This is a genomic window from Mesorhizobium sp. AD1-1, assembly GCF_020164655.1.
Taxonomy (GTDB): Bacteria; Pseudomonadota; Alphaproteobacteria; order Rhizobiales; family Rhizobiaceae; genus Mesorhizobium; species Mesorhizobium ciceri.
Genome location: NZ_JAIUGP010000026.1, coordinates 17,600 through 41,898 on the forward strand (window position 1 = coordinate 17,600; position 24,299 = coordinate 41,898).

Here is a 24,299-nt window from a genome sequence, read left to right on the forward strand (position 1 = left end):
ATCTGCCTGCTCAGTCCGTGACCTGCCCGCCATAAAGCGAGACAGCGAGGTCGTGGATGGCATCAGCCGTGCGCGGCCCGAAGCCGAGCAGATAGGCGCCGTCGATGCGGATCAGCTTGTGCGCCGTTCCGGCCGGCGTGGAGGCGATCGACGGATTGACGAACAGTTCGTCGTCCGAAACCGGAGGCCCGGCATTGCTCATCATCAGGATCACGTCAGGCCTGGCGGTTATGATCGCCTCGTCGGACATCTGCTTGTAGCCGGAAAAGCCCTCGACCGCGTTGACGCCGCCGGCCAGCTTGACCATGCCGTCGGCGGCGGTCTCGCTGCCGGCCGCCAGAATCTTGCCACCCTGTATCGACAGCACGAACAGGATGCGCTTGCGCTCCTTGATCGAAGCCGTCTGCTTCTCGGCGGCCGTGAGCTTGGCATCGAGCTCCTTGGCCAGCACCTCGGCCTTGGCGTCGACGCCGAGCGCCTTGCCGACGATGCGGACCTTCTCGAGAATGCCTTCGTGGCTGTAGTGCTCGGGCACCTCGATGAACGGCACGCTCGTCTTCTTCAAGACATCGACTGCTTCCTTGGGGCCGCTGCCATGCAGCGCCAGGATGCCGGTCGGGTCGACCGACAGCACACCCTCCGGCGACAGCGCGCGCATATAGCCGACATCGGGCAGCTCAAGCGCCGCCTTTGGGAACCGGCTGGTGGAATCGCGTGCCACCAGATGCTTTTCCTGGCCGAGAGCATAGACGATCTCGGTGATCGAGCCGCCAATGGCCACGATCTTTGAAGGATCGGCAAACACGGCCGTGCCATCCGCGGCGCTGGCGGGTTGCAGTGCGATAGCAGCCATGGAGAGACCGATCACCGGCCCCAAAATAAATTCGCGCACAGCCGACAATCTTGGGAAAACACTCATAGCATTTTTTCTCAGGCTGCGGTCGGGCTTGGGATGCGCGGCAGGTTTTCCGCCAGGAAGCGCCAGTCGTCCCGCTCGCTTTCGCCTTCATGACGCTTGCCGAAGAACTGGATGATCATCTTGCCGTCGGCGTCATAGACCTCGAGCGAGGTGACATGACCGTCCTTGGTCGGCTTGCGCACGGCCCAGACCTCGTGGATGTGGTCGGTGCGCAGATGCAGGTGGAAGGTTTCGTCCAGCACGTTGATCCATGGTCCCATCGGCTTGATCGACTTGATCGGACCGGAATGGATCTGGATGCAGCCGCGGTTTCCCACAAAGCACATGATCGGCATCTCGCCCTCCGCGGCATGATGAAACATGGCCCGGACCGCCTCATTGTCGAGCTGCCAGGCATAGTCCTGCCCAACCAGGCGCACCGCCTGCCGGCGGCTTAGTTTCAGCGTCTTCAGCATACCAAAGAACTGGTGCACGTCGGTCAGCCGGCTCCAGCGGTCACGCAGATCGTCGAGATTGGCGGCCGCTTCGTCGCCATGGATCTCGTCATCGGGGAGTGGCCCCGAGATGTCGACCGTCGGTTCCTGGTTGGACGATTCGAGCGCGGCGACCAGCTTCTGATAGGCATAGAGGCTGGAGGCCGGCCGCAGATGCACCTTGTGCACGGCCTCGCCTGCCGCATCGAAGAACTGGAGGCTGCGGCGGATTTCGTCGCCGTCGCGCTTCTCGACGGCAAAGCCGTGCGCCCAGACCTTCGGGAAGATGCGCAAGTCGATGTTTTCGCCAAGCACCATGGCATTGTGGGTGCCGGTGACGACCTTGTCATAGACGCCGATCTTCTCGTGCACCGCGCTGTCATTGCGGGTCAGCGCCATGACCTCGCCGACGGCCTCGAGGCCGGTCAGAAGATCGTTGACGCGCGGCTCGATGCGGACGACGCCGTCGCCGCAATGCGCCGCGACCAGTTCGGCTTCCGAAATGCCGAGATGGGCAGCCAGATCACGCTCGCGCGTCTTCGGATTGTCTGTCCGTGCCCGCCGGATTTCATGCGGGGCGGGTTTTACGCGCTGATCCATGTCTCGGTCCCTGTTGCCTTGTCTTACTTGTTGAGAATGAGCTTGCCCTGGCGGGTGATCTTCAGCCGGTAGAGTGCACCGTGATGCTCGATGCCTATCTCGTGCTCGCCCTGGAACAGGGTGTTGCTGGAAAGGGTTCGTACCGCCAGCGGAACCCGGTCGAAATGGGGGGAGGCATCGTCGGGACGGCGGACGCGATAGCGAAAATCGTTGGGATTGTGGGTGTTCATCTGGATGGATCCCTTTCCTGTGCCGGGCGTCTGGCTAGGCGTTGCGTAATCCGATTCATTTCTTGACTTGAATAATCATGTTTACTAGTCAGTGCAATACCGGATTAAATGAGTCAACATTTAAGACGTCGGCGACGATCAAAAATGCCAGCCAGCCCCGGGCCAGCCAGCATCAAACCTGGACTTTGGAGTTGGGGCATGGGGTTTGTGACTTGGGAATGGCGCGGCCGGTCGGCGGCGAACGGCGCGGCGGCATTGCTGGCAAGTGTGGCGGCGATTGCCTTATCGGCGCAACTGGCCAACGCCCAGCAGGCGGCGCAGACGACAGATCAAACGAAGAAGGCTGAAGAGGAAAAGGCAGCACCAGCGGGAGCAACGCTGCTCGACAAGATCCTCGTCATCAGCCGCACCGGCGAGACGGCGATCGAATCGCTGGCATCGGCCAGCCATGTCGGCCAGGAACAGCTCGACCGCCGCATGGCGACGACACCCAATGAGATGCTGCTCGGCGTGCCCGGTGTCGCGGCGCAGGCCGACGCCAGGCGCGTCAGCACCAGCATCAACATCCGCGGCCTGCAGGATTTCGGTCGCGTCGCAGTCATCGTCGACGGCGCACGACAGAATTTCCAGCGCTCCGACCACGGCACGCAGTCGACCTTCTACATCGACCCCGAACTCGTCAAATCCGTGGATGTTATCCGTGGTCCTGTAGCCAACACCTACGGCTCGGGCGCTATCGGCGGCGTCGTCTTCTTCGACACCAAGGATGCCGAGGATTTCCTCAAGCCTGACGAGACATGGGCCGGTTCCATCACGGGACGCTATGAGAGCAACGGCAAGGGCTGGACCACAAGTGCATCCGGCGCCTACCGCATTAACGAGAATTGGGACGTGCTGGGCAACATCGTCTACCGCGACTATGACGACTACAAGGATGGCGGCGGCGACACCGTCAAGGGCACCGGCTTCGACGTGCTGAGCGGACTGCTCAAGACCAGCATACGCCCGACCGACAACAGCGAACTGAAGCTCGGCTGGGTCGGCTCAAGCGATGGCTGGAACGAGATCAGCGGCGGTGCGCCGGTCAATGACGTCGACCTGAAGTCGAACACCTTCACGGCGCGCTACAACATCACGGATGAGGACAAGAGCTGGCTCGATCTCCACATCAACACCTCCTACAACAAGACCAACCTCGATCTGACCAGCCTTGTCCCGCAAAACCGCTTTGATCCGGTCACCGGCCTTCCCGTTGTCTTGCCGGCTGGCTCGACGTCGACATTCGACATCGGCACGACCAGCATCGACCTCTGGAACACGTCCCGGTTCGAGACGAGTGGGATCGCGCACGAGCTGACCTATGGCGGCGACTGGGCCGGCGACAATGTCAAGACAGGCGGCGCGGCTGGTGGCGACAGTTTCTACACGCCTTCGGGCAAGCGCAACGTTTCGGGCGCCTATGTCCAGGACAAGCTCACCTGGGAGTGGCTCGAAGTCATCGCCGGACTGCGTTACGACAACTACATCCTCAAGGATGACACCCACGACATTTCCGGCGACAGGGTATCGCCGCGCATCACCGTCGGCGTCTCCCCGTTCGAATCCGCAGGCCTTGCCGGCCTTCAGTTTTATGGCACCTATGCCGAGGGCTATCGCTCGCCATCGATCACCGAGACGCTGATCAGCGGCAATCATCCGGCAGGCGTCAGCTTTCCGTTCCTGCCCAATCCCAATCTGCGGCCGGAAACCGGCAAGACGACCGAATTCGGCGTCAACTACAAGCAGAACGACATCCTCGAAGCCGGCGATGCGCTGCGCATCAAGGCAGCGTATTTCAACAATGATGTCGAAGATTACATCGATGGCGTTACCCTGTCGCGGTTTGACCCGACAGCCGGTTGCCCGAGCGGACCCGGTATCCCGATATGCTTCCAGTACCAGAATTTTGCCAAGGCCAAGATCGACGGCTTCGAACTGGAGGGCGTCTATGATGCCGGATGGGGCTATGCCGGGCTCTCGGCTTCAATCACCAATGGTCACACCATTTCCTACAAGGGTGTGGAAGCGGATCTCGCCACGATCCCATCATCCCAGGTCACCGCGCAGCTCGGCTTGCGCTTTCTCGAGGACAAGCTGACCGTCGGCGGCGAAGTGCAATACAATGGCAAGCCCAAGGGCAATCCGATCGCCGAGGACTACACGCTGGTCAATGCCTTTGCCAGCTACCAGGCGACGGACAATTTGAAGATTGATTTCCGCGCCGACAATCTGTTCGATGTCAAATACGCCAACCCGCTCAACCTGACCACGGCTGGCCAGCCGCCGCAGCCGGTTTTCGCGGCCTACGAGCCCGGCATAACGCTGAAGCTGGCGGCAACGATGCGGTTTGGAGGCTGATTGCCATGACGAGCTTGACGACACCCCTTCGTCTGCTGACCTCGATGCTGGCGATGTCGCTTGCGATGGTTTCGGCGTGGGCGCAAGAGTCCGCGCCGGTCCCCGCGCTCACCCTGGAACTCAATGGTGCGCAACCTTCCGACAAGGGTTGCCGCCTGACGTTCGTGGTCAACAACAATCTCGGCGCCGACCTGTCCAAGGCTGCCTTCGAGATCGCCTTGTTCAACGAGGCAGGCGTCGTCGACCGGCTGACCGTGCTCGATTTCAAGGAATTGCCGGCCGGCAAGACCAAGGTGGCGCGTTTCGATCTGGCCGGCACCGAGTGCTCGAAAGTCAGCCGCGTGCTGATCAACAGCGCGACCGAATGCACCGGTACCGGCGTCGAACCGAACGCCTGCATGCGAAAGCTGAAGACAGACACCAGGACCGGTATCGCCTTCGGCGTCTGAGGTGGGACTGCATCCCGCATTCCTGCAAAACAAAGCGGCGTGGCCAGCTGCCGGCCACTGCCGACTGCCGCTGCGAGCGAACGATCTTGATTTGACAATTCTGCTCTTGTCGCTGCAGGTCTCGCGGCGAGACATGCAGGATATCAGCCCCCTCCCCGAAGCCGGCGCCGAGCTGACGATAGAGCCAACCGAGCCGCTCGCGCAGCCGCGGCCATCGGCCTGGAACCGCAAATGGACGGCGGCGATCGTCGTCTCCTGCGCGCTCCACGCCGCCGTGGCGGCGGCTTTTCTGATCTCGCCTTCGGGGATTTCGAGTTCCCAGAATGCCGAGCAGCCGGAAGGCAGTGATCAGTCGGGCACCAACGTGGTCGGCAGCGCGCTGGACAAGGACCCGACGGCAATAAACGTTGCACTGGTGCCCAGCCCGCAACCGGCTGTCGCCGTTCCAGAACAGCCGCCGATCCCCAGCGCGAGGCCCAGTCCGCCAGCTGCCTCTTCAAAGACGGCGGATGAAAAGCGCGGCACGGCGGATGGCCAGGACCTGTCGGCGCAAGCGGCCAGCAAGGGCAAAAGGCAAAACGAGGCAGGCACTGCCGCGGAAGATAACTACCGCGGCGATGTCTTTAGAAAGCTCGGCAGCGTCAATCGCACTCTGCCGCCGTCCCTACAACTGGCGGCACGCAACAATGCGGTTGTTAAATTCGTCATAGGCAGGAAGGGCAACATAAATAAGTTGCGCATCCTGGAGACCTCAGGGTCGGCGGCTTTCGATCAGGCGGCGCTTGGCAGTATCCGCAAAGCGGCCCCCTTCCCTTCGATTCCACCACAGGCAGCAAGCGCAAGTTTGGAGTTCGAGACCGAAATCGGCCCATTTTGAATGTGCGCAGAACAAAACGCTGCGGCCGCAAATCATCAACATCCCTGTGAGAGGAAACCACCATGTACATCGCCATGAACCGCTTCAAGGTGCAGACCGGCTCGGAGAACGATTTCGAGGCCGTGTGGAAGAACCGCGATTCCAGCCTTGCGGAGATGAAGGGGTTCCGCGAATTCCACCTGCTGCGAGGCCCGGTCAACGAGACCGAAGGCTACACGCTGTTTGCATCGCACACGGTGTGGGCGAGCCACGATGATTTCATCGCCTGGACCAAGTCCGAGAATTTCCGCGCCGCCCACAGGAATGTCGGCACGACGAAGGTCCACTATCTCGGCCACCCCCAGTTCGAGGGTTTTTCGGTCGTCGAAGGCGCGTAATGCATGTCGCCCAAAAGTGGTCCCGGTTTGGGACAACGACATGCATAAAACAAAAGAGATAGAGACATTCACTGTTTCCACGAAACGGTGAATGGCTCTAACGACCGGCCGGAGTCAGGCTCCGGCCAGCAAGCTCGCATTGCCGCCCGCGGCGGTGGTGTCGACGCAGACGGCCCGCTCATGTGCATAAGCCGCCGGGTTCAACACTTCGCTGACCAGCGGCACGATCGGGCCTGAGCGATCAGCGATAACCCTGCGCACGATGCGCGCGGCCTCTGGCGTGCCGGAAAAAGCAACGATATCGACGCGCAGCGAACGTGCCTCGACCGGATCAGGCCGCCCGTCGATGACGGCCAGTGGGAGGCCCTTGCCGGTCAGAGCGGAAAGGGCCGCCGGTGCACCCGGTGCAACGGCCAGCACGGCGTTGCCGGCGGCGAGCGCCTGGATCGTCTGCGCCAGCAGCGTATCACCATCGGGACCAAGGCACAGCACCCGTCCACGTGGCGACAGCGAGAGCGTGTTGGCTTCGCCGGTCGGCCCGGGCAGGTCGACCTGGCCGAAATCGATGCCGGCGGCCGCACCAATGGCCGCAGCACCCTTGCCGCGCAGATGCTTCCTCAGAATGGCGATCCGGTCCGGACGCGTCGACCAGCCGCCAAGTGTGGGATCAGGCAGATTGTCGGCAAGCTCGGTCGCCGTGACCTTGTGGCCATCCTGCACATGGGTGCCGGCCTCCGGCCCCTTGCGGAAGCGGCGGAGATAGTGCGGACCGCCGGCCTTCGGCCCGGTGCCGGAAAGCCCCTCGCCGCCAAACGGCTGCGAACCGACGACGGCGCCGATCTGGTTGCGGTTGACATAGATGTTGCCGGCATGGATGCCATCGACGAAATGCTGCACGCGGCCCTCGATGCGGGTGTGCAGGCCGAAGGTCAGGCCATAACCCTTGCGGTTGATGGCGGCGATGACGGCGTCGATCTGGTCGGCGTCGAAACTGGCGACATGCAGCACCGGCCCGAACACCTCGCGCTCCATGTCCTCGATACCCTTGACCCGGAAGACATGCGGCGCGACGAAGCGACCTTCCCTGGGCGCCTCGAGCTTGGCGATCAGCCTGCCCTGCAGGCCCATCTTCGTGCAATACTCGCGGATCGAGCTTTGCGCCTCGTCGTCGATAACCGGGCCGACATCGGTCGAAATCCGCCAGGGATCGCCGACGTTGAGCGCCTCCATGGCGCCCTTCAGCATCTCCAGCATCTTCTTCTCGACGTCCTTCTGCACGTAGAGTACGCGCAGCGCCGAGCAGCGCTGGCCGGCACTCTGGAAGGCGGAGGCGAGGATATCGCGCACCGCCTGTTCGGGCAGCGCGGTGGAATCGACGATCATGGCGTTGAGGCCGCCGGTCTCGGCGATCAGCATGGCGTCGGGCGCGGCCGTCTCGGCCAGCTGCTTCTCGATCAGCTTGGCAACCTCGGTCGAACCTGTGAAGCAGACGCCAGCGATGCGCGGATCGGCGGTGAGCGGCCCGCCGACCGATGGGCCGTCGCCAGGGAGCAACTGGATGACGTCTTCCGGCACGCCGGCCTCGCGCAGCAGTTCGACGGCGCGGAAGGCGATCAGCGGCGTCTGCTCGGCCGGCTTGGCGATCACCGAATTGCCGGTGACGAGCGCTGCCGCGATCTGGCCGGTGAAGATGGCGAGCGGGAAATTCCACGGCGAAATGCAGACGATGGCGCCGCGCGCTTGCGTGCCCGCCTCCGCATTGGCCGCCTCAGTGGCGTAGTAGCGCAGGAAGTCGACGGCTTCACGCACCTCGGCGACGCCGTCGGCCAGCGATTTGCCGGCCTCGCGGGTGGCGAGTGCAAAGAACTCGACGGCATTCGCCTCATAGAGATCGGCGGCACGGTTGAGGATGGCGGCGCGCTCGGCGACGGGACGCTTCGCCCAGGCCGGTTGCGCTTCCACCGCAAAGCGCACGGCGGTCGCGACTTGCTTGGCAGCTGCTTCGCTGACCGTGCCGACCACTTCGGAAGGCTTTGCCGGGTTGACGATCGGACGCTGCTTGCCATAGCCGGCGGCCCGCGTAATCGGCTTGGCATGCCAGCGATCCGGCCCGGCGAAGGCCGCCCTGGCCTTGTCGATCGCCGCCAGCGTCACCGTGTCGGTGATGTCGAATCCTTTCGAATTGCGACGCCCGGCTCCAAAAATCTGAGAAGGCCGGGCAATCGCCGGATTGGCTGCCGGACCCTGGCTTTCGACCGTCTCGAGCGGATCGCGCGCAATGTCCTCCGGCTCGACATCCTCATCGGTCAGCTGGTGCACGAAGGAGGAGTTGGCGCCGTTCTCCAGCAGCCGGCGCACCAGATAGGCCAGCAGATCGGAATGCGCACCGACCGGCGCATAGATCCGGCAGCGCGTGCCTTCGGACCGTCGCACCGTCTCGTGCAGCGCCTCGCCCATGCCGTGCAGGCGCTGGAACTCGAAGGAATCGCGGTTATTATCAGCCATCGACAGGATGGCGGCGACGGTGTGGGCATTGTGGGTGGCGAACTGCGGGTAGATGCGGTCGGTCATGCCAAGCAGCTTCTTGGCGCAAGCCATGTAGGAGACGTCGGTGTTGGCCTTGCGGGTGAAGACGGGATAGCCGGTGAGTCCCAACGTCTGCCCCCGCTTGATCTCGGTGTCCCAATAGGCGCCCTTGACCAGCCGAACCATGATGTTGCGGTCGTATTTTTTGGCCAGCGCATAGAGCCAGTCGATGGCGAAGGCCGCGCGTGGCCCATACGCCTGCACCACCACGCCAAACCCGTTCCAGCCGGCAAGTTCCGGCTCGGCCAGCACCCGCTCGATGACGTCGAGCGATAGATCGAGGCGGTCGGCCTCCTCGGCATCGATGTTGAGACCCATGCGCGAGTGGCGCGCGGCCAGCGCCAGCGACAAAAGCCGCTCGGCCATCACAGGCAGCATCTCTTCCTTCTGCGCCACCTCGTAGCGCGGATGCAGTGCCGAAAGCTTGACCGAGATGCCGTGGTTCTGCCTGATATCAGGACCGTTGGAGCCGGAATCGAGCGACGAAATCGCGTCGGCATAGGCCTTGTGATAGCGCAAGGCGTCGGCCTCGGTGCGGGCCGCCTCGCCCAGCATGTCGAAGGAATAGAGATAACCCTTCTGGGTCATAGGCCGGCCGCGCTTGACGGCTTCAGTGATGGTGCGGCCGAGCACGAACTGCTCGCCCATCTCGCGCATGGCGGCGGCCACCGCCTTGCGGATGACCGGCTCGCCCAGCCGCCGCACCATAGAACGCAGCGTGCCCTCGATGCCGCCCTCGCCTTCGTCGAGGACGCGGCCGGTCAGCATCAGCGCCCAGGTCGAGGCGTTGACGAAGATGGAGCTCGAACCGCCCGAATGCGCCGACCAGTCGTGCGGCGCAATCTTGTCGGCGATGAGGTCGTCCATCGTCTCGGTATCGGGCACGCGCAGCAGCGCCTCGGCCAGGCACATCAGCGCCACGCCTTCCTTGGTGGAGAGACCGTACGCGGAGAGGAAGACTTCCATCAGCCTTGGATCCGACGAGCCGCGCACCGCGCGCACCAGATCGGCGGCGCGAGCCGAGATCGCCTTGCGGTCTTTCCCGGAGAGCCCCGTCGCCTCGGCAAGCCGCTTCACGGCCTCGTCTTCGTCGGGCAGGTAGTTGGCGCGGATCTGCTGGCGGATGGCATCGAGCGCTGGCATGGCGGTCCCGTGGATCGAGCAAAGGGGATCGGGCCGGCGGTCACCGGACCGAATAGCGCAAGCTAGCACAAGTGCAAAATTTCGGCCGGTCCAAAGAAATCGACATTGCAGGTCATTCGATCTATCGTAGCGGCATATAATTGACATTTGGACTGCAATTTCGATGACAGAAGACCAATTGGACCGCATAGATCGGAATATCCTGGCCGCACTTGCAAGCGATGGCCGGCTTTCCATGTCAGAACTGGCCGCAAAGGTCGGCCTGTCGAAGACGCCGGTGCAGGCGCGGGTGAAGCGGCTTGAGAAGGACGGCTATATCAGAGGCTACCAGGCGATCGTCGACCGCGAGCGCATGGGCGAAGGCCATGTTGCATTCGTCCAGGTGAAATTGTCCGACACCAGATCCGCCGCGCTCGACGCCTTCAACCGGTCCGTACAGGCTGTGCCGGAGATCGAACAGTGCCACATGATGGCGTCGAGCTTCGATTATCTGCTGAAAGTCCGCACCAGGGACATCGCCGCCTACCGCCGCGTCCTCGGCGAGCGCATCTCGGCCCTGCCCCATGTCGCTCAGACCTCGACCTTTGTGGCGATGGAGACCGTGAAGGATCGGTAGATCACTCCGAAAGCGTCTTCAAAAACGCCACCAGAGCAGCGCGTTCTCGGTCTGAAAGCTCCAACGGGTGAACCTCTGATACCCCTTCGACGCTGGGCGCGGCCTTCGCATAATGCGCCACGACCTCGTCGAGCGACGAAAACTGCCCGGCATGCATATAGGGCGGTCGCGTTGCCGCACCGCGCAGAGACGGCGTCTTGTAGGCGCGGATGAGTTGTGGCGCATTCTTGACCATGAAGCGCAGTTCGCCGCAGGCGGCAACGTCGCCGTCCCGATAGGCGCCAAGGCAGTTGAACGGGTCGGCCTCGACTTGGTGCACGGCATCGATGCGGCCGCGATCCGGCGGCAGGCCCGCAACAGGCGGCACGCCGGTGTTGTGAAAGCTGTTGTCGGTGAAGCGCGGGCCGTTGTGACAGGTCACGCAATTGGCCTTGCCGATGAACAGTTTAAGCCCAAGGATTTCTTGTTTGGAAAAGACAGCATCGCCCTTCGGCTCGGCACCGGTGGCGAGGTCCAGCGCAAAGCGGTCGAAGCGCGCTGGCGCTGGCGCTATCGAGCGTTCGAAGGCGGCAATCGCCTTGCCGATATTGACGAAGACACCGTTGATGGCGTCGCGCTGCGCGCTGCTCATGGCATTCCAGGCTGCTTTCTCGGCATCGTTTCCAAGTGGGCTGGCATTCAACGGCATGCCGGAAAAATCGGGCAGCGGCCCAAAAATGCGCTCATAGCGCTCGCCGAAGCGCGCCTTGATGTAATGCGCGTAGGCAGCGCGGTTTCCCGCCTGCTCCAGCGGATTTTCGAGCGGCGTCAACGCTTGCGCCCACAGGCTGTCGCGACGGCCATCCCAGAAGAACCAGGGATCGTGCGCCACGCCGGCCAGCGGCATGGTGCGCCGGTTGGTGTGGCCGACGCCGACCGCCTGCGGCAGGTCGTCCTGGAACTGGCGGTCGATCTTGTGGCAGGTCGAACAGGATACCGACCCGTCACCGCTCATGCCCTGATCGAAGAACAGCGTCGAGCCGAGTGCGGCGGCCGCCGGCACGTCGGCAAAACGATTGGTGGTGTCGGGCTTGAGCGCCGGCAGCGACGATAGCGCCAGCGAAGCGATAGTTTTCTTTTCTGCGTCGGAAAAATCAGGCTTGCCGCAGCCCACGAGGACGACGGCGACCATCAGCGCCAGAAAGCGGAAAAGGCGCTTCATCGATCGCTCACAGCACCACGTTGAACAGTACTGTATCGGAGCCGGCGCCGGATGAGATGGCGAAACGAAGTTGCCACCAGCCGCTCATGGTGAATTTCAGCCCCTCGATGCGGTAACGGCCTTCGCCCAGGTAATCGGTGACCTGCGGGCTGGTCGGCAGGCCGTGATTGTGTTGCGGCATGCCGCCGGAGATGGCGATCGCGGCGCGCTCCACCGAAGCCCCTGTCTTTGTTTTCAGGGTCAGCAGCCAGGATTCCAGTTCGCCCTGCCGCACCACGCCCCGTTCCGGCACGAAACTCGCCACGTACAGCCCGTTGTCGGTTTTCTTCGTCCGCGCGACATCCGGGCCGGCTGGCAGCGACGAACGCGGCGCCGTCAGGAAGACGACCGCGAGAATGCCGACCAGCAAGGCAGCCAGACCAAGACCCGCCAGAAGATAACGCCATATCGATGCCAAACCGGTTCCTCTTCTGCAGATAACGCTCTGCCGAACGGATCGCATCCCGCCAGCCTGTGGGAAAACGCTGTGGCGGAAAAAACCCTGCTTGCCAAGCATGGCGCTGCCGATGGCAAAAAGCTACAGCACCGGGAAGCACTGGAGGATTGTAGATGGCGGGAACCGGCGTCGCCTCGATCGGCGAATGCATGCTCGAACTGTCGGGCCAGACCGGACCGAACTGGCGCATGGGCTTTGCCGGCGACACGTTCAACACGCTGTGGGCGCTGCACGCGCTGAGCACTGAGCGGCCGGCAACCTATGTCTCGGCCTTCGGCGACGATCCGTTCTCGCAAGCCCAGATCGATTTCTTAGGCCAGAACGGCATCGGCATCGGCTCCAGCCCGATCATAGCGGGCGCACGGCCTGGCCTCTATGCCATCACGCTGACCGGGGCCGAGCGTTCCTTCACCTACTGGCGCGGCGACGCCGCCGCGCGGCAGCTCGCCTCAGACCCAGCTGCATTGTCGAAAAACCTGGTAAATCAGGCGCTTGTCTATTTTTCCGGAATCACTTTGGCAATTCTGGATGAGGCCGCGCGCGCCGTATTGCTGGCGGCCGTCGCCAAGGCGCGCTCGGCCGGTTCACTTGTCGCCTTCGATCCCAACTACCGGCCGCGGCTTTGGCGCAATCGCGAGAATGCACAGGCAGCGATCGTCGAAGCCCTTGCCGCCACCGACATCGCATTGCCGACTTTCCCCGACGAGCAGATGCTGTTTGGCGATGCAACACCGCAAGCGACCGCAGAGCGACTCAGGCAACTGGTTAGCGAGGTCGTCGTCAAGAACGGCGAGCAGCCCGCCCTGATTGCCCAAGGAGAAACACTACGCGAAGTCCCGGCGATCCATGTCGCCGCCCCCGCCGATACGACCGGCGCCGGCGATTCGTTCAACGGCGGCTATCTTGCGGCTCGTCTCGCCGGCCACGACCCGCAGGAAGCCGCGCGCCGTGCGCATCGTGTCGCCGCCGCCGTGGTGCAAGTGCGCGGCGCGCTGGCGCCGTTCGAGACGCTGCGGGCGGCTTTCGAAGGCTAAGGTCGGAAAACTAGGGCAGGCGGAACCTGTATTCCGTGACGTGGTGGTAGATCGCGCCCGGCCACAGCGTTGCTTGCGGGAAATAAGGCCGGTTCGGCGCGTCCGGCCAAATCTGCGGCTCCAGGCAGAAGCCGCAAAAGGCCTTGTAGTTCCGCCCTTCCAGCCCGGTGCGCGGCGTCACATACTGGCCGGTATAGAGCTGGACGCCGGGCTCGGTGGTCCAGACCTCCATCTCGACACCGGAACTGGCGCCCTGCGTCCATGCCGCCTGCTTGAGCGGCCCGCGTGCCGAAGCAAGGCAGAAATTCTGGTCGTAGGGCAGTTGATCACCCTCGGTTTCCATGCGCAGCGGCCGCGCCTGGCGGAAATCGAATGGCGTGCCGTCAACCGGCTTGACCACGCCTGTGGGGATCATGTCGCCATCGACCGGCAGGTAGGCGCCGGCATTCAGCATCATCCTGTGGTCGAGAATGTCGCCTGCGCCGCCATCATCCAGGTTGAAATAGGAATGCTGGGTGAGATTGCACAGCGTCGGCTCCTCGCAGGTGGCGGTCAGCTCGACGCTGAGCGTGCCGGGGATCTTCAGCCGGTAGGTGCAGGTGACGTCGAGCGCGCCGGGAAAACCCATCGTGCCGTCGGGATCGTGCAGCGTCAGCGTGACGAAATCCCTGCCATGCAAGGAAACCGTCCACGCCCGGTGGGAGTAACCTTGCGAGCCGCCATGCAGCGTATGCTTGTCGAGGAAGTTTTGCTCGGTCTGGTAGCGGCTGCCGCCAATGGTGAAGCGGCCGTCGCGGATGCGGTTGGCATAGCGGCCGACGACCGCACCGAAGAAGGCCGTATCCGTCTCGTAGCCTTCCAGACTGTCGTAGCCGAGCACCAGCGGAGCATCGTGCCCGGTCAGGCGCAAATCCTGGATGATCGCGCCCAGACCGATGATGTTGGCTGTGATGCCGCCGCCCCTGATCGTGAAGCGACGCACCTGCTCGCCAGCCTGCGTCGTGCCGAAAACCTCGCCGTCCTTCATCGCCATGCCCGTAAATGCCAGTTGATCCAGAAGACTTCGGCTGGTTTTTCCATGAGAGATGGGCAGGCCATCGGCCTCCCCATCTCAGGGATAGCCTATCAGAGGCCGAGGCCGCCGATGCAGACATATTTGGTGTCGAGATAATCCTCGATGCCCTGATGCCCGCCTTCTTTGCCGAGGCCGGATTCCTTGACGCCGCCGAACGGCGCTTCCGGCGTGGTGATGAGGCCTTCATTGACCCCGACCATGCCGTATTTCAGCCCTTCCATCACTCGGAAGGCGCGGCCGAGGTCACCGGTGTAGAAGTAGCAGGCAAGGCCGAATTCGGTGTCGTTGGCGAGGGCGACGGCTTCCTCTTCGGTCTCGAACTTGAACACCGGTGCGACCGGGCCAAAGATCTCTTCCTTCATGAAGCGCATCTTGGGTGTCGCGTTGGCGATGACCGTCGGCTGGAAGAACGAACCGCCGAGCGCATGGCGCTTGCCGCCGGCAACGATCTTGCCGCCCTTTGATGTGGCGTCGGCGATCAGTTCCTCGACCTTCTCGACCGCCTTCTCGTCGATCAGCGGTCCCTGCTGCACGCCGTCCTCGAGGCCGGAGCCGACCTTCAGCGCGTTGCTGGCGGCAGCGAGCTTCTCGACGAACTTGTCATAGACACCTGCCTGGACAAGGAAGCGGTTGGTGCAAACGCAGGTCTGGCCGGAATTGCGGTACTTGGCGGTGATGGCGCCGGCGACGGCACGCTCGAGGTCGGCGTCGTCGAAAACGATGAACGGCGCGTTGCCGCCGAGTTCCATCGACACCTTCTTGACGGTGACCGACGACTTCTGGATGAGAAGCTTGCCGACCTCGGTCGAGCCGGTGAAAGTGATCTTCGACACCAGCGGATTGGCGCAGATCTCGTCGCCGATCTCGCTGGCCGAACCGGTCAGGATGTTGACGACGCCCTTGGGGAACCCGACTTCCTCTGCAAGCGCGCCCCAGGCGAGACCCGAATACGGCGTCTGCGACGCAGGCTTGACCACGGCGGTGCAGCCGGCGGCGAGCGCCGGGCCGAGCTTGCGGGCCAGCATCGAGGACGGAAAATTCCACGGCGTGATGGCGGCGATGACGCCAACCGGCTCCTTGGTCACCAGGATGCGGCGGTCCGCCCATGGCGAGGGCACGACGTCGCCATAGGTGCGGCGACCTTCCTCGGCGAACCACAATATGTAGGACGCGGCCGAGCCGATCTCGCCCTTCGATTCGAACAGCGACTTGCCCTGCTCGATAGTCAGCAGTTCGGCCAGTACGTCCTGATTGTCCATCATCGCGTCGTGCAGCTTGCGCAGCAGCTTCGAGCGCTCGAGCGCGGTCGTCTTGCGCCAGGTCTTGAAAGCTTCCGCGGCGGCTTCGATGGCGCGGCGGGTCTCGGCCTTGCCCGACTTCGGCACGGTGCCGATCTTGAGACAGGTGGCCGGGTTGTTGACGTCGACCGTCTGGCCGCTGTCGGCCTGCACCCATTCGCCATTGATGAGATTGGCCTGCCGCATGAAATGGCTGGTTTTCTGAAGCATGCTATCCTCCGTTCGGCGCCCTGACGGGCGGGTCTGTGAAATCTTCGGTGCGCGTGCGCCATGGACTGAGGCCGGCACGCCGGAGCCACTGCTCTTTACCGAGGGCAAGGCACGCAAGCAATCGCAAGATGGCATATAGGGCTTGGGCCAGAGCGAGACGAGAGCAGGCTGACGTGCTTACACCGATGCCTTACCCGAAAACGTACAAGACAACAGTCAGCCAGAACGCGGTGGTGACGGCGGCGCAGGCCGTGGCGAGGGTCATCTGGTTCGACGCCAGCGCCTGGCCGGTGTTGAACTGCACCGCGATCAGATAGGAATTGACGCCGGATGGCATCGCGGCCACCATCACCGCCACCTTGGCCGTCAAGGGCGGCATGCCGAGCAACCAGACGAAGACCAGCACCAGCGCCGGCATCAGGAACAGCTTCAGCACCGAAAGCGCCAACGCCGGCCGGACATTGCCCGATATGCCGAAACGGCGCAGGCTGAGCCCCATGGCGAACAGCGCCACTGGCCCGGCAGTGTCAGCCAGCGTATCGACCAGCCGCGTGGCAAGGTTCGGCAGCGGCGCGCCGGTTAGGCGCCAAGCCAGCCCGGCCAGGATACCGATGATCAGGGGATTGGTGAACAGTCTTCTCAGAAAGCTCTGGACGATGCGCAGCGGGTGTACGGGCTCACTGCCACCGCGGCCAAATATCTCGAACATGATGATCGAAGCCATCATCATGGTCGGCAGATGCACGGAAACGAGCAGCGACAGCACTTCGAATCCCCTCGACCCGAATACGCCGAGAATGAAGGGAATGCCCAGCAGCACCACGTTCGAGAAGGACGACGACACTCCACCGACGATGCCTGCGCGTGCGTCCCGCCCGAAAATCCGCGTCGTCACCAGATGGCCGGCAGCCCATGTCATTGCAACCGCCGTGAAGTAAGCGCCCCACAGCGGCCAAGGCGCCACGCCGTGGAAGTCGGACTTCACCATCGTCTGGAACAGCAGCAGCGGCATCGTCACGTTGATGGCAAATTCCGAAATCCCCTCGCCGCTCGCCGGCTTCAGATAGCCGGTGAGCCCGGCGAGGTAGCCGAGCGCGACAAGGCTGAAGACGAAAAGAACGGTTTCGGTGAGCGGAGACATTTTTACCGTGAGGGGCGGGTTCCCCGTGATAGGCGAGCCAGGACCGCGACGCAATCGCGCCTGAATTTGATCATCGTCGGCTGGCAGCGTTATAGAGGGCTTGGATCATCAGGGCGGACACGGACGACAAATAGCCTTTGTCCGACTCTCGAACCTCCGTCTTTTGCAGCGGGCATGGCTGACGGCTTTCGTCGCCGCACTGCTTTGTCTTGCCGCGACCGCGCTTGCAGTTGCCGAGACGAAAAGCGACGCACCGATCGAGGCCGCATTCACGGCGACGCTGAAGGTATTCACCAGGGAAGCCTTCCGATGCAATGGCCTTCGCGCAGAACAATCTCGGGGATGTCAGCTGGAATCGGGCCAGCTATGGCGGCGGCAAGGCCGAATATCAAAAGGCGATCGGATTCTTCGAGAACGCCAAGCAGGGTTTTACCGAAGCCGGCTACACCATGCCCATCCCTCTCACCGACCGGAAGGTCGATCTGGTGAAGAAGCAGATGGCGAAGAAGTAGGTCTACGCTTCCCGCCGACCGCGCCTTGTCTTTCGGCCGGCTTTACCGTCCCTATATGTCCTGCCACCGGAACCCCTTGCCGGGAACCGCAGAAGGATAGCGGATGATTCGATTTGCCTTGGCGTTGTTCCTGCTTGTTGTTCCCGGCGTGGCGCACGCCACGGATGCAGGCTGGGCGCTGCTGCGCGACGGCGGACACGTCGTGCTGCTGCGCCATGCCATGGTCACCGGCACCACCGATCCGGCCAATTTCGACATCGACAGCTGCGCCACCCAGATGAACCTGTCGGCGCGCGGCAAGCAGCAGGCGAGCAAGATCGGCGCTCTGTTTGCCGCTCGGGCGGCACCGATCGAGCGCGTGCTGTCCAGCCGCTATTGCCGCTGCCTCGACACCGCCCGCATCGCCTTCGAGACCGACCCGGAACTCTTTGCACCGCTCGATCTCCTGAAAGGCGACGAGACGCAGAAGGCCGCGCAGATCGCTGCGATCCTGAAGGAAATCCGCGTCTATTCCGGCTCCGACAATCTGGTCATGGTCACCCATCTGGAAGACATCGTGGCACTGACCGGCATCTCACCGCGCGAAGGTGAGGCCGTCGTCGTCGAGCCGCAAGGCGATGGCCTGCGCGTGCTCGGCCGCGTCACCTTCTGAGCGTGCTGCGCGATCGCTGACGCCGAAAGCGGTGTTGCTGAAATGCCACCGTTGAAAGAAGCCGCAAATTCGCCGTGACAATGCCGCTTGCGACAACCCGTCGCAGGGGCTATAGGCGCGCTCCCGGTCACGAGAACCGAAGCGAGCACAACGGTTGGAGCTTTCGTCTCCGCCCGTGCAGGCGGCATTGCCGCCCTGTATACGGCGCCGCTTTGGGGATTGGGATCGCGGATGTAGCTCAACTGGGAGAGCGCCGGACATAATCCGGAGGTTGTGGGTTCGAGTCCCTTCATCTGCACCACGGATAGCTCAGTTTGGTTAGAGCATCAGATTGTTAATCTGACTGTCGAAGGTTCGATTCCTTCTCCATTGGCCTTGAAAAGCCATCCGAAAAACGGTCCGGGGACTGGAATGCGAAAGACTGGACGGGTGACCCAAGCCTTCGGGCGCGGATCATCCCAAGCGTCTTTCGCCATCGGCTCGCGGCCAGGCCCGCGGTGACGATCAAGGCGCGGTGTCGCCGGCAAGGGAGGCTAAGGCCTCCTGCGCCCGCTTCGCTGCCCCGCGATCCGCTCCCGAAGGCCCGCCACGGCTCGATGCCACCAGTCCCCGGATCATTCGTGCCCGGGCTACGACGCAAGAGACGACGTGAAACGAGAAACGAAGGGAAGATCGACGCATGACGTGACGCCTCGCATGGGGCCATGCCCGACAGGAGTAAGACAATGACCATTCTCGACAAGGTTCTTGGGCGCGAGCGCGTCCTCGTAAGGGAAAACGAACGTGCCCTCGCCCTCCACAAGGGGGAGATCAAGGCTGTCCTGCTGCCGGGCGAGCACTGGCTCGCCAACCGGCGCGGCAGCCTCGAAGTGTCTCGGCACGATCTGAAGAACCCGGAATTCGTTTCGGCATACGAGAAGGCGTTGTTCGACAAGCTTCCGGATGTGGCCGCGCGTCATTTCACCGTCGTTCGCACCGGGCGCACGGATGTCGCCGTCATCGAGCGTGACGGCAATCTGCACGCCGTGCTGGCACCGGACCGCAAGCTCGTGCTGTGGACGGATGCCGGCCCGTGGAAGGTGACGCTGATCGACACGTCAGTCGATCTCGCCATCGATGCGGCGATCATGCGCCGGCTCGGCCAGGCCCGGAAGGCGGAATTGATGTCCGTCCATCCGGTCGTCGATGGTCAGGCCGGACTGCTGTTCATCGACGGTGTCCTGGTCAGGACGCTGACGGCGGGCGTGCATGGCTTCTGGAACGTCGGACGCATGGTGCAGATCAAGGTCGTCGACCTCAAGCGCCAGTCGCTCGACGTTGCCGGGCAGGAAGTGCTGACCAAGGATCGCGTGACGATCCGCGTCAACATCGCAGCCGAATACCGGGTCGTCGATCCGGTCAAGGCGGTCAGCATGGTGAAGGACTTCTCCGAAGCCCTCTACCGCGCCCTGCAATATGCCTTCCGCAAGACGCTTGGCGCGCTGACACTCGATCAGATCCTCGAAAAGAAGGTGACGATCGATGAGGAAGCGGCAGCCAAGGTCCGCGCCGACATGGCCGAGATCGGCGTGGAGGTCAGCGATATCGCGCTCAAGGATGTCATCCTGCCGGGCGAGATGCGCGAGATCCTCAACCAGGTGGTGTCGGCCGAAAAGCAGGCCGAGGCCAACATCATCCGTCGCCGCGAGGAGACGAACGCGACCCGTTCCCTCCTCAACACGGCCAGGGTGATGGCGGAAAACCCGGTGATGCTGCGGCTGAAGGAGCTCGAGGCGCTGGAAACCATCGCCGGCAAGGTCGAGCGGCTGACCGTCCACAACGGAACGGGCGGGCTGCTGAACGATCTGGTCAAGCTTCGCGACAGCTGATGCATGTCGCCAAAAGTGTTCCGCTTTTGGAAAAACGACACGCATCGAAATAAGGCTGACGTTGCGTCAACAGAAGGGCCGCCGGGTAAACCGGCGGCCCTTCTTGCGTTTCGAAGGAACCCTACCCATCTGCGCCCGGCGTATCAGGCCTTTTCCTGCCGGAAAAAACCGATTAGACAGCGCCCAAACAAGATGCGGACAGATTCCGCCCGCAACCGAAGGAAAAGCCCTTGTCCACCACGTTCGACAAAGTCGCCAAGATCATTGCCGACACCAGCGAGATCGATATCGACACCATCACGCCCGAGAGCCACACGATTGACGATCTCGGCATAGACAGCCTCGATTTTCTCGACATCGTCTTTGCCATCGACAAGGAATTCGGCATCAAGGTGCCGCTGGAAAAGTGGACCCAGGAGGTCAATGACGGCAAGGCTTCGACCGACGATTACTTCGTCATGAAGAATCTGTGCGCCAAGATCGACGCGCTGGTCGCCGCCAAGACCGCCTGACGTCAGTTAAGCGCACGATCTTGACGCGCTCTGCCGCCTGACCCACAAAGCCGCACATGAGCAGCCCCCGCGACGTCGTCATATCAGGTATCGGCCTTGTCTCCTCGCTGGGGGAAGGTCCTGACGCCCACTGGCAGAAGCTCGCGCAACCGGGCCCGCGGCCGGTGCTCGAAGCGACGCGCTTTGCACCCTATACTGTCCATCCGCTGCCTGAGATCGACTGGAACCTGCAGATCGCCAAGCGTGGCGATCAGCGCCAGATGGAAACCTGGCAGAGGCTCGGCACCTATGCTGCCGGCCTTGCACTGGACGACGCCGGCATCAAGGGCGATGACGAACTCTGCGCGACCATGGACATGGTTGTGGCGGCGGGCGGCGGCGAGCGCGACGAGGCGGTCGATGCCGCCATTCTCGCCGCTTCGGAAAGCCGCAATGACCGCGATGTACTGCTCAACGAGAAATTGACCACCGAATTGCGCCCGACACTGTTTCTGGCCCAATTGTCCAACCTGCTCGCCGGCAACATCTCCATCGTCCACAAGGTCACCGGTTCGTCCAGAACCTTCATGGGCGAGGAAGGTGCCGGTGTCGCCGCGGTTGAAACGGCCGCCGCACGCATCCGCTCGGGTCAGTCGACGCATATCCTGGTCGGCGGTGCCTTCCAGACCGAACATTCCGATATGCTGCTCGGCTATGAACTCGCCGGCTATCTGCATCGCGGCCCATGGAAGCCGGTTTGGCAAAGACAGGGCACTGAGGGCGGTGGCGTCGTGACCGGCTCCGGCGGCGCCTTCCTGGTGCTGGAGCAGCGCGAACACGCGATGAGCCGCGGCCGCAAGATCTATGCAGAACTTGGACCGGTCGTCTCCGGCCGTGCCCGGCGGCCACGGGGAGAACTCGACGCCGAGATCGCCGCACTGCTCAAGCAGGCTGCATTGCCGAACGGCAAATTGCTGACCCTGTCGGGCGCATCGGGCGCGCATGCGGCGACAACAGCCGAGAAGGCAGCGCTCGATGCCAATCCGGCGATCGCCGCGCGTGGCTTCTCGACGCTGACCGGGCACATGAAGGAAGCACAGTTTCCTTTCGCTGTGGCACTGGCGGCACTCGCTGTCGACCGCAAGGCTGCCTATCCTGTTTTTGATGCCGCAGCCGAGACGCCGTTCGAAGGCGCTCCCCAATCCGTCCTTGCAACGGCGATCGGCTATCACCAATTCGAGGGCATGGCGCTGGTCAATGCCGCGTAACGCGGCTCCACGATCCATGCTGCAACGATAAGAGGGCTCCCGGATGGCCAATCTCAGAGATCACATGGGCAGGCCGATCGTCGCCGTCACCGGCATCGGCGTGGTGACCTCGCTTGGCGTCGGCAAATCAGACAATTGGGCGGCACTGACCTCCGGCAAGTCGGGCATTCACCCGATCACTCGCTTTCCCATCGATCAATTGAACACCCGCATCTCCGGCATGGTCGATTTCCTGCCGTCGAGCTCGAAAGGCGCCAGCCCACTCACCTATGAGCTAGCCGAGCTTGCGGGCTTAGAAGCGGTGAGCGAAGCCGGTCTTGATTCCAGCGATTTCGGCGGACCGCTCTTCCTCGCATCGCCGCCAGTCGAACTCGACTGGGCCGAGCGCTTCTCGCTCTACAATTCTGACAAGGACAAGGATGACACCGCCGCCGAAAGACTGCTTCGGGTCGCGCGTAGCTTGAAAGAGCTGGATATTTTCGAGACCACCCAGTTCGGTTCGATCGCCGGCCGCCTTGCCGATCGCCTTGGCACGCGTGGTCTGCCGATCACGCTGTCGACGGCTTGCGCTTCAGGCGCCACCGCGATTCAGCTCGGTGTCGAGGCGATCCGACGCGGCGAATGCGACCGTGCGCTGTCGATCGGCGCGGACGGTTCCGCGACCGCCGAGGCATTGATCCGTTTCTCATTGCTTTCGGCGCTCTCCACGCACAACGACATCCCCGAAAAGGCGTCGAAACCCTTCTCCAGGGATCGCGACGGCTTCGTGTTGGCCGAGGGATCCGGGGCGCTGGTGTTGGAATCGCTTGAGACGGCATTGGCTCGCGGCGCGACTATTCTCGGCGTCCTGGGCGGTTGCGGCGAGAAGGCCGACGACTTCCACCGCACCCGCTCCAAACCGGACGCTTCACCGGCCATCGCCGCGGTCCGCGCCGCCCTCGTCGATGCCGGACTGGGTGAAGACGAGATCGACTACGTCAATGCCCACGGCACCTCGACGCCCGAAAACGACAAGATGGAGCATCTGGCGCTGTCGACGGTGTTCGGCGAGCGGATCGGCTCGATGCCGGTCTCGTCGAACAAATCGATGATCGGTCACACACTGTCGGCGGCGGGCGCTGTCGAGGCGGCTTTCTCGCTGATGACGATGCGCGAAAGCGTCATTCCGCCGACCATCAACTATGACAATCCCGACCCCGCGATCGTGCTCGACGTGGTGCCGAACAAGAAGCGCAACGCCGAGGTCCGCACCGTTCTGTCGAGCTCCTTCGGCTTCGGCGGCCAGAACACTTGCCTTGTCATGGCGCGGGAACCGGTCTAAGCGACCTTTTTCAGCCAGACTGAACCGACAGGCCCCATGCGCGCATTGCAACTTATAGAGGACCGCCGTCTTGAGACGGTGGACCTGCCGCCTCCTCCACCGCCGGCACTCGGCGAAGTCACGCTGCGCATCAAGGCAGTAGCGCTGAACCATATCGACGTCTGGGGCTGGCGCGGCATGGCCTTCGCCAAGCGCAAGCTGCCGCTGGTCGTCGGCGCGGAGGCATCCGGCGAGGTCGAGGCGGTTGGCCCCGGCGTTTCCAGCCTGCTGCCCGGACAATTGGTGTCGATCTATGGCGCGCGCACCTGCGGCCTCTGCCGAGCCTGCGGCGAAGGCCGCGACAACCTTTGCGAACATGTTTCGGGCGTGCACGGTTTCCATCTCGACGGTTTCGCGCAGGAGAAGATCAATCTGCCGGCCCGCCTGCTGGTCCCTGCCCCGCCCGGCGTGACCGACATCGGCGCGGCGGTGGCGCCCGTCACCTTCGGCACCGTCGAGCACATGCTGTTCGACAACGCCAGGCTTCAACCCGGCGAAACCATCCTTATCCATGCCGGCGGATCCGGCATCGGCTCGGCGGCCATCCAGCTGGCCAAGCGGATGGGCTGCACGATCATCACTACGGTCGGCTCCAACGACAAGATCGACAAGGCCAAGGCGCTCGGCGCCGACCATGTCATCAACTACCGCGACGACCGTTTCGAGGGCGTCGTGCGCAAGCTGACCAAGAAGAAGGGCGTCGACGTCGTCTTTGAACATGTCGGCGCCGACACATTCGCCGCCTCGATGCTGTGCCTGAAGCGTGGCGGCCGCCTGGTGACCTGCGGTTCGACCTCCGGCGTGTCGACGCAGATCAATTTGATGCAGCTGTTCCAGCAGCAATTGAAACTGCTTGGCTCCTTTGGCTGCCGCATGGAAAACATGGCCAACGCCATGCAGAAAATGGCGGCGGGACAAGTCGCACCCGTCATCGACACCGAAGTCGGCTTCGACGGTATCGACGCCGCGCTGAAGCGCATGGAAGGCCGCGACGTTTTCGGCAAGATCATCCTGCGCGTCGGCTAG

The 24,299-nt window shown here is 63.1% G+C and carries 22 protein-coding genes and 2 tRNA genes; 15 read left to right on the top strand and 9 right to left on the bottom strand.

All coding sequences use genetic code 11. The annotated features are described in order from the left end of the window. Positions 1-10 precede the first annotated feature (10 nt). From LB519_RS30295 to hemP, 3 genes are read right to left on the bottom strand one after another with little or no spacing between them, the layout of a single operon-like run. Entirely contained in the window at positions 11-919 is a 909-nt protein-coding gene (locus tag LB519_RS30295) for a hemin ABC transporter substrate-binding protein (protein ID WP_224621866.1), read from the bottom strand. Between the two features lie 11 nt (positions 920-930). Next, positions 931-1,992, bottom strand: a complete 1,062-nt coding sequence (locus LB519_RS30300) for a hemin-degrading factor (protein WP_224621867.1) — start codon at positions 1,990-1,992, stop codon at positions 931-933. A 23-nt stretch (positions 1,993-2,015) separates the two neighbouring features. Beyond that, positions 2,016-2,222 (bottom strand): hemin uptake protein HemP, encoded by a 207-nt coding sequence (gene hemP, locus LB519_RS30305; protein WP_063168168.1) that lies wholly within the window; start codon positions 2,220-2,222, stop codon positions 2,016-2,018. Between the two features lie 198 nt (positions 2,223-2,420). On the opposite strand from hemP, the gene LB519_RS30310 reads away from it, so the two are divergent. The 4 genes from LB519_RS30310 (at position 2,421) to LB519_RS30325 (ending at position 6,322) form a co-directional block, all read left to right on the top strand. Continuing rightward, positions 2,421-4,619: a TonB-dependent hemoglobin/transferrin/lactoferrin family receptor gene (locus LB519_RS30310; protein ID WP_224621868.1), complete on the top strand. Its 2,199-nt coding sequence runs from the start codon at positions 2,421-2,423 to the stop codon at positions 4,617-4,619. A 5-nt stretch (positions 4,620-4,624) separates the two neighbouring features. Beyond that, positions 4,625-5,068: a hypothetical protein gene (locus LB519_RS30315; RefSeq protein ID WP_224621869.1), complete on the top strand. Its 444-nt coding sequence runs from the start codon at positions 4,625-4,627 to the stop codon at positions 5,066-5,068. A 1-nt stretch (position 5,069) separates the two neighbouring features. Continuing rightward, complete coding sequence (locus LB519_RS30320; RefSeq protein WP_318011981.1) at positions 5,070-5,945, top strand: TonB family protein; 876 nt, start codon at positions 5,070-5,072, stop codon at positions 5,943-5,945. Between the two features lie 62 nt (positions 5,946-6,007). Continuing rightward, the gene (locus LB519_RS30325) at positions 6,008-6,322 is read left to right on the top strand and encodes an antibiotic biosynthesis monooxygenase family protein (RefSeq protein WP_027039045.1); all 315 of its coding nucleotides are present in this window, start codon (positions 6,008-6,010) and stop codon (positions 6,320-6,322) included. Between the two features lie 114 nt (positions 6,323-6,436). Here LB519_RS30325 and putA read toward each other — a convergent pair whose 3' ends face one another. Further along, positions 6,437-10,051 carry a bifunctional proline dehydrogenase/L-glutamate gamma-semialdehyde dehydrogenase PutA gene (putA, locus tag LB519_RS30330; RefSeq protein ID WP_224621870.1) on the bottom strand — a complete coding sequence of 1,205 codons (3,615 nt, stop codon included), beginning with the start codon at positions 10,049-10,051 and terminating at the stop codon, positions 6,437-6,439. 163 nt (positions 10,052-10,214) lie between these two features. Between putA and LB519_RS30335 the strand changes: the two genes are divergently transcribed. After that, positions 10,215-10,667, top strand: coding sequence for an Lrp/AsnC family transcriptional regulator (locus LB519_RS30335; RefSeq protein ID WP_013531233.1), 453 nt, complete (start codon positions 10,215-10,217; stop codon positions 10,665-10,667). A gap of 1 nt (position 10,668) precedes the next feature. Here the strand turns inward: LB519_RS30335 and LB519_RS30340 are convergent, their stop codons facing one another. Together LB519_RS30340 and LB519_RS30345 are read right to left on the bottom strand one after the other, a co-directional pair. After that, a complete protein-coding gene (locus LB519_RS30340; protein WP_224621871.1) occupies positions 10,669-11,868 on the bottom strand; it encodes a cytochrome-c peroxidase in 1,200 nt (399 codons plus the stop codon). 7 nt (positions 11,869-11,875) lie between these two features. After that, on the bottom strand, positions 11,876-12,325 hold the full coding sequence (locus tag LB519_RS30345) for a FixH family protein (RefSeq protein ID WP_024503807.1): 450 nt from the start codon (positions 12,323-12,325) through the stop codon (positions 11,876-11,878). 152 nt (positions 12,326-12,477) lie between these two features. Here LB519_RS30345 and LB519_RS30350 point away from each other — a divergent pair, with 152 nt between their 5' ends. Further along, entirely contained in the window at positions 12,478-13,398 is a 921-nt protein-coding gene (locus tag LB519_RS30350) for a sugar kinase (RefSeq protein ID WP_224621872.1), read from the top strand. 10 nt (positions 13,399-13,408) lie between these two features. Here the strand turns inward: LB519_RS30350 and LB519_RS30355 are convergent, their stop codons facing one another. The 3 genes from LB519_RS30355 to LB519_RS30365 form a co-directional block, all read right to left on the bottom strand. After that, the gene (locus LB519_RS30355; protein WP_027160469.1) at positions 13,409-14,431 is read right to left on the bottom strand and encodes an aldose epimerase family protein; all 1,023 of its coding nucleotides are present in this window, start codon (positions 14,429-14,431) and stop codon (positions 13,409-13,411) included. Between the two features lie 92 nt (positions 14,432-14,523). Then, positions 14,524-15,981, bottom strand: coding sequence for an NAD-dependent succinate-semialdehyde dehydrogenase (locus tag LB519_RS30360; RefSeq protein ID WP_224621873.1), 1,458 nt, complete (start codon positions 15,979-15,981; stop codon positions 14,524-14,526). 190 nt (positions 15,982-16,171) lie between these two features. Next, positions 16,172-17,122, bottom strand: coding sequence for an AEC family transporter (locus LB519_RS30365; RefSeq protein WP_224621874.1), 951 nt, complete (start codon positions 17,120-17,122; stop codon positions 16,172-16,174). A 314-nt stretch (positions 17,123-17,436) separates the two neighbouring features. Between LB519_RS30365 and LB519_RS30370 the strand changes: the two genes are divergently transcribed. From LB519_RS30370 to LB519_RS30410, 9 genes are all read left to right on the top strand, one after another. Continuing rightward, the gene (locus LB519_RS30370) at positions 17,437-17,634 is read left to right on the top strand and encodes a hypothetical protein (RefSeq protein ID WP_224621875.1); all 198 of its coding nucleotides are present in this window, start codon (positions 17,437-17,439) and stop codon (positions 17,632-17,634) included. 103 nt (positions 17,635-17,737) lie between these two features. Next, positions 17,738-18,286, top strand: a complete 549-nt coding sequence (locus LB519_RS30375) for a histidine phosphatase family protein (RefSeq protein ID WP_224621876.1) — start codon at positions 17,738-17,740, stop codon at positions 18,284-18,286. Positions 18,287-18,513: 227 nt separating this feature from the next. Next, positions 18,514-18,587 (top strand) — tRNA-Tyr (locus LB519_RS30380). 2 nt (positions 18,588-18,589) lie between these two features. After that, positions 18,590-18,659: transfer RNA gene (locus LB519_RS30385), tRNA-Asn, on the top strand. A gap of 352 nt (positions 18,660-19,011) precedes the next feature. Continuing rightward, positions 19,012-20,154 (top strand): slipin family protein, encoded by a 1,143-nt coding sequence (locus LB519_RS30390; protein WP_027160471.1) that lies wholly within the window; start codon positions 19,012-19,014, stop codon positions 20,152-20,154. A gap of 230 nt (positions 20,155-20,384) precedes the next feature. Further along, positions 20,385-20,666 carry an acyl carrier protein gene (locus tag LB519_RS30395; protein WP_010909964.1) on the top strand — a complete coding sequence of 94 codons (282 nt, stop codon included), beginning with the start codon at positions 20,385-20,387 and terminating at the stop codon, positions 20,664-20,666. Positions 20,667-20,722: 56 nt separating this feature from the next. Further along, entirely contained in the window at positions 20,723-21,913 is a 1,191-nt protein-coding gene (locus LB519_RS30400) for a beta-ketoacyl-ACP synthase (RefSeq protein ID WP_224621877.1), read from the top strand. Positions 21,914-21,956: 43 nt separating this feature from the next. After that, positions 21,957-23,234: a beta-ketoacyl-ACP synthase gene (locus LB519_RS30405; RefSeq protein ID WP_013531223.1), complete on the top strand. Its 1,278-nt coding sequence runs from the start codon at positions 21,957-21,959 to the stop codon at positions 23,232-23,234. A 36-nt stretch (positions 23,235-23,270) separates the two neighbouring features. Beyond that, positions 23,271-24,299: a zinc-binding dehydrogenase gene (locus tag LB519_RS30410; RefSeq protein WP_224621878.1), complete on the top strand. Its 1,029-nt coding sequence runs from the start codon at positions 23,271-23,273 to the stop codon at positions 24,297-24,299.

Bases quoted from the DNA above. Each gene is read 5' to 3' on its own strand.
- LB519_RS30315 (WP_224621869.1), top strand. From the start codon at position 4,625: ATGACGAGCTTGACGACACCCCTTCGTCTGCTGACCTCGATGCTGGCG.
- LB519_RS30300 (WP_224621867.1), bottom strand. From the start codon at position 1,992: ATGGATCAGCGCGTAAAACCCGCCCCGCATGAAATCCGGCGGGCACGG.
- LB519_RS30360 (WP_224621873.1), bottom strand. From the start codon at position 15,981: ATGCTTCAGAAAACCAGCCATTTCATGCGGCAGGCCAATCTCATCAAT.
- putA (WP_224621870.1), bottom strand. From the start codon at position 10,051: ATGCCAGCGCTCGATGCCATCCGCCAGCAGATCCGCGCCAACTACCTG.
- LB519_RS30410 (WP_224621878.1), top strand. From the start codon at position 23,271: ATGCGCGCATTGCAACTTATAGAGGACCGCCGTCTTGAGACGGTGGAC.
- LB519_RS30355 (WP_027160469.1), bottom strand. From the start codon at position 14,431: ATGGCGATGAAGGACGGCGAGGTTTTCGGCACGACGCAGGCTGGCGAG.
- hemP (WP_063168168.1), bottom strand. From the start codon at position 2,222: ATGAACACCCACAATCCCAACGATTTTCGCTATCGCGTCCGCCGTCCC.
- LB519_RS30400 (WP_224621877.1), top strand. From the start codon at position 20,723: ATGAGCAGCCCCCGCGACGTCGTCATATCAGGTATCGGCCTTGTCTCC.
- LB519_RS30325 (WP_027039045.1), top strand. From the start codon at position 6,008: ATGTACATCGCCATGAACCGCTTCAAGGTGCAGACCGGCTCGGAGAAC.
- LB519_RS30390 (WP_027160471.1), top strand. From the start codon at position 19,012: ATGACCATTCTCGACAAGGTTCTTGGGCGCGAGCGCGTCCTCGTAAGG.
- LB519_RS30405 (WP_013531223.1), top strand. From the start codon at position 21,957: ATGGCCAATCTCAGAGATCACATGGGCAGGCCGATCGTCGCCGTCACC.
- LB519_RS30370 (WP_224621875.1), top strand. From the start codon at position 17,437: ATGGCCTTCGCGCAGAACAATCTCGGGGATGTCAGCTGGAATCGGGCC.
- LB519_RS30375 (WP_224621876.1), top strand. From the start codon at position 17,738: ATGATTCGATTTGCCTTGGCGTTGTTCCTGCTTGTTGTTCCCGGCGTG.
- LB519_RS30335 (WP_013531233.1), top strand. From the start codon at position 10,215: ATGACAGAAGACCAATTGGACCGCATAGATCGGAATATCCTGGCCGCA.
- LB519_RS30340 (WP_224621871.1), bottom strand. From the start codon at position 11,868: ATGAAGCGCCTTTTCCGCTTTCTGGCGCTGATGGTCGCCGTCGTCCTC.
- LB519_RS30350 (WP_224621872.1), top strand. From the start codon at position 12,478: ATGGCGGGAACCGGCGTCGCCTCGATCGGCGAATGCATGCTCGAACTG.
- LB519_RS30310 (WP_224621868.1), top strand. From the start codon at position 2,421: ATGGGGTTTGTGACTTGGGAATGGCGCGGCCGGTCGGCGGCGAACGGC.
- LB519_RS30365 (WP_224621874.1), bottom strand. From the start codon at position 17,122: ATGTCTCCGCTCACCGAAACCGTTCTTTTCGTCTTCAGCCTTGTCGCG.
- LB519_RS30295 (WP_224621866.1), bottom strand. From the start codon at position 919: ATGAGTGTTTTCCCAAGATTGTCGGCTGTGCGCGAATTTATTTTGGGG.